Here is an 11485-nt window from a genome sequence, read left to right as displayed (position 1 = left end):
TTTATGGTGGGCCCAGTAGGACTTGAACCTACGACCAAGGGATTATGAGTCCCCTGCTCTAACCAACTGAGCTATAGGCCCTGAAACGCGGGAGCCGTATGATAACCAAAGCGGTCGGCACAGGCCAGCCGCTATTGCAGGCCATGAATGTCCAGGGAGGACACGATGTCACCGAAACCGATCATTCGTCGCGTCATGGGTATCGGCCTGGCCGCCGGTCTGGCCCTGTCCTGCGGCCTGGCCCAGGCAGCGTGGCAGCTCGACCCCAATCAGTCCCGCGTCACGGCCACGGTGACCGAGATCACCAGCGGGGGCGAGTCGATCACCCACGAGCACGCCCTGCGCCGCATGGAGGGCCAGATCAGCGCGGATGGTACGCTGAAGCTGCCCATTCGGCTCAACCAGACCGACGTGCTGGACCGCCTCGGCAATCTGCCGCCGTGGATGTCCTCGCTCACCAATACCACCCTGGTGACGGTCGTCACTCATCTGCCCCCGGAACGGATCAACTCGCTGGCCGTCGGCCAGTCGACGGTCGAGATACTGACGCTCCGTACCGATTCCAACGGCGAGCAGCGCCAGGAGAAGCTGCCGGTGCGCTTCACCCGCGAGGCGACCGATATGGTACGCGTCCGCAATGCCGAGCCGGTATCGCTCGATGGCAGGGAATTGATGAAGAACCAGACCGTACGTTCGATCCTCTCGCTGATGGGATACCAGCAGATTGGTGACGAGGTGCCGGTCGAGCTGAATGCCGTGCTGGTCGATCGCTGAGCGATGTCCGGATCCGAATCCGCTGTCACTGCACTGCCGCCGGGGTGCCACTCGCCACTGAGCGAGTGGCCCTGGCGCGAAGCATTGCCCTGGGCGAGGTTCCGTGCCCTGCGTTTCGATGCCGGGATGCTGTGCGAAGCCGATCTCGATAACTGGCACCTTTCGCTGCCGGATCGCCTGGCAACGGCAGCGGCCAAGCGTCGGGCCGAGTTCCTGGCCGGCCGCTTGAGCGCCCGCCACGCGCTCGCCGAGCTGACGGGCTCGCCGACGACGCCGACGCAGGACGCGGAGCGACTCCCCCGCTGGCCAGCGGGCACCGTCGGTTCGATCACTCACAGCCGGGGGCTGGCGGCAACGGTCGTCGCCGAGCGGGCAGCGTGTCCGGGGATCGGCCTGGATGCCGAGGTCGAGATGACCGCTGAACGCGCGCGCCGTCTCGCGCCACAGATCCTGGTGGCGTCGGAGCGCGCCTGGTTCGATGGTCTGCCCGGGGCGCAACAGGGGGAGTTCCTCACCGTGGCGTTCTCACTCAAGGAGAGCCTGTTCAAGGCGCTCTACCCGCTGGTGCGTCGACGCTTCTACTTTCCCCATGCCCGGGTGACCGCCTGGGACGCCGAAGGCGGAACCGTCGAGATCGAGCTGCTCGAGACACTGTCGCCGGAGTGGCGGGCCGGTGCTCGGCTGACAGGGCAGGTGGCGAAAATCGGCGACTATCTCTTGACGCTGATCGCGATCTCGCGAGAATCGTGAGCGACCAAACTAATTTCACTGAAGCACGATCGCCCGTGGCGATCGGCTCGCCAGCGGAACCGATCCAATGATCAAGTGGATACTGATACTGCTTTTCGTCGCCAGCGTGCTCTACACGCACTACCGCGGGCGCGTGCGCCACAGGCCCTTGCGCCAGCTCTCCGATCACTCGACCTTCATGGCGCCGATCAACGCGCTGATGACACTGTTCGGGCGCGACAAGGATCGCCCCTACCATGATCTGGGGAACTACCCGGAGCTCGAGCGCCTGACCGGTAACTGGGAGACGATCCGCGACGAGGCGATGGCGCTGCAGGACCACATCAAGGCCTCTTCCCGCTACGACGATGCCGGTTTCAACTCCTTCTTCCGCCGGGGCTGGAAGCGCTTCTACCTGAAGTGGTACGGCGAGAGCCACGCCTCTGCCGAGCAGCTCTGCCCGCAGACCACGCAGCTGTTGGCGGGCATCCCCAACGTCAAGGCCGCGATGTTCGCCGAGCTGCCGGCGGGCAGTCATCTGACCCTGCACCGGGACCCGTATGCCGGCTCCCTGCGCTATCACCTGGGCCTGATCACGCCCAACGACGACCGCTGCTATATCGATGTCGATGGCGAGAAGTACAGCTGGCGCGACGGCGAGGCCGTGATGTTCGACGAGACCTATCTGCACCGCGCCGAAAACGGCACCGAGCAGAATCGCATCATCCTGTTCTGCGATATCGAACGTCCGATGAAGTATGGCTGGGCCCGCAGTCTCAACCACTTCTTCGGCCGTACCGTGATGGCCGCTGCCAGTTCGCCCAACGACGACAGCGATCGCACCGGTGGGCTGAATCGGGCCTTCAAGTACATCTACGCGGTGCGGCGCCAGGGCAAGGCGCTCAAGAAGCGCAACAAGACGCTCTACTACGCCATCAAGTGGGCACTGTTCGCCCTGGTGATCATCGCCATCATCGCCTGGTGAGCGGCCGGGCCGGCACACGCCGGCCCTTCCCGCTTCTCGCTTCTCGCTTCCCGCTTCCCGCTTCCCGCTTCCCGCTTCCCGCTTCCCGCTTCCCCAGATCGTCTGTTATTCGCCGTTCTCGCCGTACCGCCCCTTTCTTTTTTTTTGAAAATAATTGTCATTGCGGTTCAGAAACCGGGCCTCCCTACGTCTTCTTACTGGCAACATTCATGGATAAGAACGATTTTCATTCAAGGGGAGCCTGTCGTTCATGCATTACGTTCTGCGCTATCCGGCAAGTGCACTGGCCTGCGCCTGCCTGTCGTTTCCCGTCTGGGCCCAGCAGACGGGCAACGACACCGTCGCCGCCACGGCGTCAGCTGAAACCGCCAACCTCGATACCGTCACGGTGACCGGGCAGTCGGCCGCGACCAAGACCGAGACGCCAATCATCGAAACGCCGCAGACGGTCTCCAACGTCGACCGCGCCGAGATGGACGAACGCGGCGTGCGCACGGTGCGCGAAGCGGCGCAGTACACGCCCGGGGTCTACACCAACCAGGTCGGCGCCTCCAATCGTTACGACTACCTGGTCATGCGGGGATTCTCCGACGGCAGCCTGAGCAACACCTATCTCGATGGGCTCAAGGTGATGGGCGATGCCAACAGCTACAGCTCGATGGTGATCGATCCGTGGTTCCTGGATAACGTCGAGATCGTCAAGGGGCCGGCCTCGGTGCTCTACGGGCGCTCATCCCCCGGTGGTCTCGTGGCCCTGACCAGCAAGAAGCCGCTGTTCGAGAGTCGCAACGAGCTCCGCTTCAGTACCGGCACCAACAGCCAGCGCAGCGCCGCGTTCGACTTCTCCGGTCCGCTGGACGACGAGCGGCGCGTCGCCTATCGCCTGGTCGGCATCGGCAGCAAGTCGGACACCCAGTTCGACCATGTCGAGGAGGAGCGCTACGCCATCGCGCCCTCGATCACCTGGGACGCCACCGACGATACCAGCATCACCCTGATGGCCTACCTGCAGCACGATCCGGAAGGCGGCTATCACTCCGGCGTACCCTACGAGGGCGCCGTCAGTCGCCACAATGGCCGCCATATCAGTAACAACTTCTTCGACGGCGAGGCCGATTACGACAAGTTCGAGCGCACCCAGCGCATGTTCGGCTACAACCTCGAGCACCGCTTCAGCGACAACGTCACCGGGCGTCAGACACTGCGCTACCTGAACTCGGACGTCGAGCTGAACCAGGTCTACGGCTTCGGCTGGGTGTCGCCGGACTCCAATGAGTTGAACCGCTACTACTCCGGCGGACGCGAGTCGCTGCAGGCCTGGACCGTCGACAACCAGGTGGAGGCGAAGCTCAAGAGCGGTTTCATCGACCACACCGTGCTGGTCGGCGTGGATTATCAGAAGCGCAAGAATGACGTCACCTGGACCTATGGTTCCTTCCCCAGCCTCGATGCCTTCGACCCCAGCTATGGTGCGGACCCTGAAGCGCCGGGTATCTACACGAGCGCGGAAGAGCGCCATGAACTCAGCCAGACCGGGATCTACCTGCAGGATCAGATGGCGATCGACCAGTGGCGTATCACCCTGGGCGGCCGCTACGACTGGGTCGATATCAAGAACAAGAACCATCTCACCGATAGCGAGAGCACACTCGACGACACCCAGTTCAGCGGTCGTGCCGGCGCGCTCTACCTGTTCGACAACGGCCTCGCGCCCTACCTGAGCTACAACACCGCCTTCACACCGACCAGTTTCGTCGATGCGGAAGGCGATCTGCTGGAACCCATGGAAGGTGAACAGTGGGAGACCGGGCTCAAGTACCAGCCTCCGGGAAGCCGCGATCACTACACCTTGTCGCTGTTCCGGATCAATCAGAAGAACGTGGCCACCAAGGAGCAGCCCAGCGACCCCTACCGCTCCGTGGGCGAGATCCGCTCCCAGGGCGTCGAGCTGCAGGCCAGGACCTGGCTGACCGACAACTTCCGCCTGCAGGCGGGCTACAGCTATACCGACATTCGCTACACCAAGAGCGACGATCCGGACGAGGACGGCAACTACGCCATCTATGCGCCGCGCCACCAGGCCAGCCTGTGGGGGCACTATGTCTTCAAAAACGGGGCCTTCGACAACGGCGCGCTCGACGGGCTCGATGTCGGTGTCGGCGTGCGTTACTACGCGGATGTCTATGCCGATCGCGCCAACACCGAAACGGTTCCCGACTACACCCTGGTGGATGCCGCGGTGGGTTATGACCTGAGCCATGTCGGTCTGCAAGGGGTCAGCGCCCGGGTCAACGTCGGCAACCTGCTCGACAAGGAGTACGTGTCGTCGTGCAACTCGCTCGAGTACTGCTACTTCGGCGCGGAGCGTAACGTCACCGCCACCGTTTCCTATCAGTTCTGATCCCACCGGGAGGAGACCACAGCTAGACCACTCGACTACGCGGGCGCCTGGCTAAGCTCTGTCTGAAAAATCGGCGAGCGATAGCCAGACAAGGCAAAAATCGGCGAAAAAGCGGAGTTTACGGGGTGTAAATGAGTATTTTGAGCCGATTTTTAACGCCTTATGGTTAAGCGCAGACATTTTTCAGACAAAGCGTAGCGCCCGTTAGGCGAACCGGGAGGCAAGGACGCCTCCCCGTCTCGACTCGCCACGCGACAGTCCGGCCCGGCAGCACCATCGGGCCACCAAGCATGCATCACCGTATTCGAGGTTCATCAACGCGCGCCCACGGCGTCGCGTAGGCCGCGCCTTTGTCCGCAGGAACGTCATCCCGGCGCTTCCGGCCATCGACCCAGGCGCCGAAGTGAGGCAATCAGGAGGATCTGCCATGCGATACGACACGGAGCTTGCTCCCGCCATTGTGCTACGACACTCCCGACCCGACGGCCGGGACGAACCGCCGGCGCTGTTCAACGAGCAGGCGCTGGAGGCCTACTGCAGTGGCATGCAGCGCTGCGTGGAGCGGGTCCGGGACACCCTGACCCGCGCCCGCAATCCCTGTAGCGGCATCGAGCCCCGCGAACTGCAGCCAGCCTTCGAGGCGATCGATCTCGACCGGCCGCTCGACGATCTCGAGGCCAGCCTCGACGAGCTGCAGCAGCTCTATCTCGATCACGCCGTCTACTTCCACCACCCGCGCTACGTCGCGCATCTCAACTGCCCGATCACGCTGCCATCGATCCTGGCCGAGGCGATCGCCACGCCGCTCAACACGGCGGTGGAAACCTGGGACCAGAGCGCCGGCGCGACCCTGATCGAGCAGAAACTGGTCGACTGGACGGCGGCGCGTGTCGGCCTCGGCGAGGACGCCGACGGCGTGTTCACCAGCGGCGGTACCCAGTCCAACCTGATGGCCTTGAGCATCGCCCGCGACAGCGCCTGCGAGGCGATGCCCGGACACCCCGGCAATCGCCATCACGGGCTCCCCCCGAACTACCGCCAGCTACGCATCCTCACTTCCGAGGTCAGCCACTTCAGCGTCCAGAAGGCGGCCGCGCTGCTGGGCCTCGGCTACGACGCCGTGATTACCGTACCGAGCGACACCGACAAGCGCATGGATATCGGGGCGCTCGAGACGGCGCTGAACGAGTGCGACGAGGCGGGGCTGATTCCGTTTGCGATCGTCGCCACCGCAGGCACCACCGACTTCGGCAGCATCGACCCGATCCCCGCCATCGCCGAACGCTGCCGCCAGCGCGGCATCTGGCTGCATGTGGACGCGGCCTATGGCGGAGGGCTGCTGCTCTCCCGCCGACACCGTCACTGGCTCGCCGGGATCGAGCAGGCGGACTCGGTCAGCATCGATTACCACAAGACCTTCTTCCAGCCGGTAAGCTGCAGCGCCTGCCTGGTTCGCGACCGCCGCCAGCTGCGCCATATCACCTATCACGCCGACTACCTCAACCCCCGCGACCAGGCCGAGGAAGGCACCCCGGACCTAGTCAACAAGAGCCTGCAGACCACACGACGCTTCGATGCCCTGAAGCTCTGGATGACCCTGCGCACGCTGGGTGCCGAGCGCCTGGGCGACTATCTCGACGAAGTGATCGAGCTGGCGCGGCAGACCTACCGGGCGATGCGCCAGCGAGACGACATCGAGGTATTGCTGCCGCCGGCGTTGAGCACGCTGGTCTTCCGTTACCGTCCCGGCGGCGTGGACGACGACAGCGATCTCGACACGCTCAACCAGCAGATCCGCCAGACGCTGTCGCGACGCGGCGAGGCGGTCGTCGCCGGTACGCGGGTCGACGGCCGCTTCCATCTCAAGTTCACGCTGCTCAACCCCATGACCCGCCTCGAGGAGCTGGTGGCGCTGGTGGCGGAGATCGCCCGGGTCGGCGAATCGCTGGCGTCGACCTCTCGTCCATCCCTCGTCTGGAGCCAGTCATCATGCTGAGCCGCATCTACGACTTCATCGCCGTCGGCCTGGGGCCGTTCAACCTCGGCCTCGCCTGCCTGACCGATCCAATCGACGATCTCGACGGCCTGTTCCTCGAGCGCCGTTCGAGCTTCGACTGGCACCCCGGGCTGCTGCTCGAGGATGCCACCCTGCAGACCCCCTTCATGGCCGACCTGGTCACGCTGGCCGACCCGACCAGCCGTTTCAGTTTCCTCAACTATCTGAAATCCCAAGGGCGACTCTACAACTTCTACATTCGCGAGAACTTCTTCCTGCTGCGCAGCGAATACAACCGGTACTGCCAGTGGGTCACCACGCAGCTCGAGTCGCTGCGCTTCCATCGCGATGTCCAGAGCATCACTTACGACGACGCCGAGCAGTGCTATCGCATCCGCTGCCGCGATACCCGGAAGAACGAGAATCGCATCTACCGCGCCCGCCGGCTGGTACTGGGCACCGGCAACGAGCCGCTGATTCCGGCGTGCTGCCAGCCGGTGGCGGAGCGTGTGGTGCACTCCTCCCGCTATCTCGACCACAAGGCCGCGCTGCAGGCGAAGTCGGCGATCACCATCGTCGGCAGCGGCCAGAGCGCCGCCGAGATCTATCTCGACCTGCTCGAGGGGATCGACACCCACGGCTATACCCTGAGCTGGGTCACCCGCTCGCCACGCTTCTTCCCGCTGGAGTACGGCAAGCTGACGCTCGAGATGACCTCGCCGGATTACATCGACTATTTCCATGCCCTGCCCGAGGCAACCCGGAACGCGCTGATGAGCCAGCAGAAGGGGCTCTACAAGGGCATCAATCTCGATCTCATCAACACCATCTACGACCGTCTCTACACCAAGAGCCTGCAGGGCCAGGTGGACACCCACCTGCTGACCTGCGCCCAGCTCGAGAGCTGCCGCTTCGATGCCGCCCATCGCCGCTTCGACCTGACCTTCACCCAGACCGAGCAGGATCGCCGCTTCGAACACCAGACGGAGGGCGTGATCCTGGCCACCGGCTACGCGGCGCAGACCCCGGCCTTCCTCGCCCCGATCGAGGACCGGATCCGCCGGGACAGCGCCGGTCGCTATGCGGTGGGCCGTTACTACGGCATCGGCACCGACGACGACATTTTCGTCCAGAACGCCGAGCTGCATACCCACGGCCTGGTCGCCCCCGATCTCGGCATGGCGTGCTACCGCAACGCCTGCATCATCCGCGAACTGGCCGGCCGCGAGGTCTATCCCGTGGAGCGCGGCTTTACCTTCCAGGACTTCGGCGCACCCGACGACCGCGTATTCCAGCCCCAGCGAGCCACGGCATGACCGCTGTCGCGCGCCGATTTGCCATTTCCGTTTGCCGTCAGGAGAGAGACGCATGAATCTACCACAGAGCCGGCTGCCCGCCGCCGGAGTGAACGACGCCACGGGCAGCACCATCGATTTCGAGACGAGTGCCGCCTCGTCCAGCAGCCTCTATTCGCCCCACGTTCGCTTTCGTCGCGACTGGCCGGGCATCGGCACCCTCGCCCTTCGCCCCCTCGCGCTGGATCAGGATCTTGAGCTCGTATACGGCTGGGTCAGCAGCGACCGCGCCCGCTTCTGGGGCATGAATGGCGACAGCCAGGATCAGGTCGCCGCCTTCTACCGGGAGATGCAGCAGAGCGACGGCGCCCAGGCGTTCATCGGCCTGCGTGACGGCCAGCCGGCGTTTCTGGTCGAGTGCTACGATCCCCGCCAGGATCCGGTCAGCGAACAGTACGCCGTCCAGCCCGGCGACCGCGGCATGCACTTCCTGGTCGCGCCGAAAGCGCCGGCGGCCGTGCCGATCCACGGCTTCAGTCAGGCCGTGATCGATACCATCGTGGCCTTCCTGTTCAGCGATCCGGGGACGCGCCGCATCGTCGTCGAACCGGACGTCACCAATGACAGGATCCACCCGCTCAACCGCCGGGCGGGATTCGTCTACGCGGGCGAGATCCGGCTGGCGGAGAAGACCGCCCGCCTGGGCTTCTGCACCCGCGAGCGGTTCGAGTCGCTGCACGCCTCGCGGCGCCGCGACACTGCCACGGGCGAAGCCAGCGCCCACCTGCGGCCCGATCGCTGGCGGCGCGCCAACCGCGACCTGCTGTGCAAGGCGATCAGCGAGTTCGCCCACGAGCGACTGCTGCAGCCGGTCGCGGAAACCGAGATCGACGCCAACGGCTGGGCCGATTACGCCCTCGCCACCGATAGCGACGATATCTGCTATCGATTCCGTGCCCGGCGGATGGCACTGGATCACTGGTGGATCGACAAGGGAACGCTGGCCAAGACGCGCGACGACGCCTCCCAACCGCTGGACGTGGCGCAGTTCCTGCTCGAGTGCCGCGCGCGCCTGGGCATCGATTCCGACAATCTGCCCACCTATCTGGAGGAGATCGCCAGTACCCTGGCCGGCATGGCCTACAAGTTCGGCCGTGACGTGCCGCCGGCCGCCGAACTCGCACTGGCCGACTTCCAGACCCTCGAGACAGCGATGAGCGAAGGTCACCCCTGTTTCGTCGCCAACAGCGGCCGGATCGGCTTCGATATCGAGGACTATCACCGCTACGCACCGGAAGCCGGCGCCGCGATTCGCCCGCTGTGGCTGGCCGCCGCGCGCCACTGCACGGAGTACAGCGCCATCGAAGGCCTCGATGCCGAGACCCTGTTCGCCGAGGAGCTGGATGCCGCCGTTCGCGAGCGTTTCGCCAACCGGCTGCGGGCGCTCGGGCTCGATCCCGATGACTACTTGCTGATGCCGGTCCACCCATGGCAATGGCGCCACAAGCTGGCGATCACCTTCGCCGGCGAAGTGGCCGAGCAGCGCCTGGTGCTGCTCGGCGAGGCGGACGACGATTACCGCGCCCAGCAGTCGATCCGGACCTGGTTCAACGTCTCGCGGCCCCGGCGACGCTACGTCAAGCTCGCGCTGTCGATCCTCAACATGGGCTTCATGCGCGGGCTGTCGCCCCACTACATGCGCGGCACGCCGGCCATCAATGCCTGGGTCGAGAACCTGGTCGCAAGCGACCCGGAACTGCAGGCGCAGGGGTTCGGCGTACTGCGTGAAGTCGCCACGCTGGGCTATCACCACGCCGGTTTCGAGGCCGCTACCGACAAGCAAAGTCCGTATCAGAAGATGCTAGCGTGCCTGTGGCGGGAGAGCCCCTATACCCGCATCGCGCCCCATCGGCGGCTGACGACCATGGCTGCGCTGCTGCACCGGGACGCCGATGGCGATGCGCTGCTGCCGGCTCTGATCGACGCCTCCGGCGTCGGCGCCCAAGCCTGGATCGGGCGCTATCTGGCGGCCTACATGACACCGCTGCTGCACTGTTTCTATGCCCATGACCTGGTGTTCATGCCCCACGGCGAAAACCTGATCCTGCAGCTCGAGGATCACCTGCCGGTCGGCGCGATCCTCAAGGACATCGGCGAGGAGACCGGCATCTTCGACAACGGCCAGTCGCTGCCGGAGGCGGCCCGCCGCATTGCGGTGGAGGTGCCGGAGCACCTGAAGATCCTGTCGATCTTCACCGACCTGTTCGACTGCTTCTTCCGTTTCCTCGCCGAGATCTTGGTGGCCTCGAACCAGCTTCATGAGGACGATTTCTGGCAGTTGGTGGCGGCGTGCGTGATCGATTACCAGCGCCGTCATCCGCAATTCGCCGACAAGTTCGCGCGCTTCGACCTGTTCGCGCCCGAGTTCACGCTGTCGTGCCTCAATCGTCTACAGCTGCGCAACAACCGCCAGATGATCGATCTGGCCGATCCGTCGAAGAACCTGCAGTTCGCCGGCACGCTGGTCAATCCCATCGCCGCCTATCGGCCCACAACCGACGGCCCGCAAGAGAACCCTGACGAGCGCAAGAGGCGGCTGGCATCGACCTAGGACCAATTCACGTCATAGGCCATGAACCCACCGAAAAACCAAATCGCGGCCGGGCACCCCATGGGGCCCGGCTAAGGCTTATGGCTACCACTACTTATTGCTAATGATTCTCATTTTTGCCATGATCGCGGCACTTTTGTCGTTCTGCCCTCGGGGCCGCCATCATGCGCGAAGCAATGTTCGAATCCCTCTACCGTCGGCATCACCACGAGCTGCTCGGTTTTCTCGATCGTCAACTGGGTTCACGGGACCAGGCCGCCGATCTTTGTCATGACGCCTACCTGCGTCTGCTCGACGCTCCGGTGCGCCGGGTGCTCGACAATCCGCGCGCCTACCTCTTCCGTATCGCTCGCAACCTGCTGATCGATCATCGGCGCCGCCAGCACCCCGAACTGATCGCCATCGATGCGCTGGAGCCGGTACTGGTCTGTCCGCGCGTCTGCCCGGAGACGGACGTATGCCAGCGGCAGTGTGTCCATCAGCTCACGCGAACGTTGGGCGCGCTCCCCGATCAGCTGCGCCAGGCACTGATCTGGCATCGCCTGGAAGGGTTGACCCAGCGCGAGATCGGCCAGCGCCTCGGCGTCTCGGAGCGTATGGCGGGACGCTATATCGCCCAGGCGGTGACCCGCTGCCAGGACGAGCTGGAGATGCTGGACGGCGAGCCACGCCACTGAGGCCCGGTGATCGGCCA

Annotated in this window: 8 protein-coding genes and 1 tRNA gene; 8 read left to right on the top strand and 1 reads right to left on the bottom strand. The window is 64.6% G+C overall.

Going from position 1 to position 11485, the window contains the following annotated elements:
• Positions 1–4: 4 nt before the first annotated feature.
• A tRNA-Ile gene (locus tag DOM56_RS13800) sits at positions 5–81 on the bottom strand.
• Positions 82–165: 84 nt separating this feature from the next.
• On the opposite strand from DOM56_RS13800, the gene DOM56_RS13795 reads away from it, so the two are divergent.
• The 8 genes from DOM56_RS13795 (at position 166) to DOM56_RS13760 (ending at position 11468) form a co-directional block, all read left to right on the top strand.
• Complete coding sequence (locus DOM56_RS13795) at positions 166–774, top strand: hypothetical protein (RefSeq protein WP_232822300.1); 609 nt, start codon at positions 166–168, stop codon at positions 772–774.
• 3 nt (positions 775–777) lie between these two features.
• Complete coding sequence (locus tag DOM56_RS13790; RefSeq protein WP_110709695.1) at positions 778–1524, top strand: 4'-phosphopantetheinyl transferase superfamily protein; 747 nt, start codon at positions 778–780, stop codon at positions 1522–1524.
• A gap of 67 nt (positions 1525–1591) precedes the next feature.
• Positions 1592–2488: a lipid A hydroxylase LpxO gene (gene lpxO / locus DOM56_RS13785; RefSeq protein WP_110603178.1), complete on the top strand. Its 897-nt coding sequence runs from the start codon at positions 1592–1594 to the stop codon at positions 2486–2488.
• A 250-nt stretch (positions 2489–2738) separates the two neighbouring features.
• The gene (locus DOM56_RS13780; RefSeq protein WP_110709693.1) at positions 2739–4889 is read left to right on the top strand and encodes a TonB-dependent siderophore receptor; all 2151 of its coding nucleotides are present in this window, start codon (positions 2739–2741) and stop codon (positions 4887–4889) included.
• Between the two features lie 427 nt (positions 4890–5316).
• Positions 5317–6885, top strand: a complete 1569-nt coding sequence (locus DOM56_RS13775; RefSeq protein WP_198655782.1) for an aspartate aminotransferase family protein — start codon at positions 5317–5319, stop codon at positions 6883–6885.
• Entirely contained in the window at positions 6879–8201 is a 1323-nt protein-coding gene (locus DOM56_RS13770) for a lysine N(6)-hydroxylase/L-ornithine N(5)-oxygenase family protein (protein WP_110709690.1), read from the top strand. The genes DOM56_RS13775 and DOM56_RS13770 overlap by 7 nt, the downstream gene beginning before the upstream one ends.
• A 52-nt stretch (positions 8202–8253) precedes the next feature.
• The gene (locus DOM56_RS13765) at positions 8254–10791 is read left to right on the top strand and encodes a GNAT family N-acetyltransferase (RefSeq protein WP_110709687.1); all 2538 of its coding nucleotides are present in this window, start codon (positions 8254–8256) and stop codon (positions 10789–10791) included.
• 164 nt (positions 10792–10955) lie between these two features.
• A complete protein-coding gene (locus tag DOM56_RS13760; protein ID WP_110709685.1) occupies positions 10956–11468 on the top strand; it encodes an RNA polymerase sigma factor in 513 nt (170 codons plus the stop codon).
• Positions 11469–11485 lie beyond the last annotated feature (17 nt).

It is taken from the genome of Salinicola sp. CR57 (assembly GCF_003206585.1).
Taxonomy (GTDB): Bacteria; Pseudomonadota; Gammaproteobacteria; order Pseudomonadales; family Halomonadaceae; genus Salinicola; species Salinicola lusitanus.
Note: the sequence above shows the minus strand (reverse complement) of the source record. Positions and strands in the feature narration are given on the sequence as shown.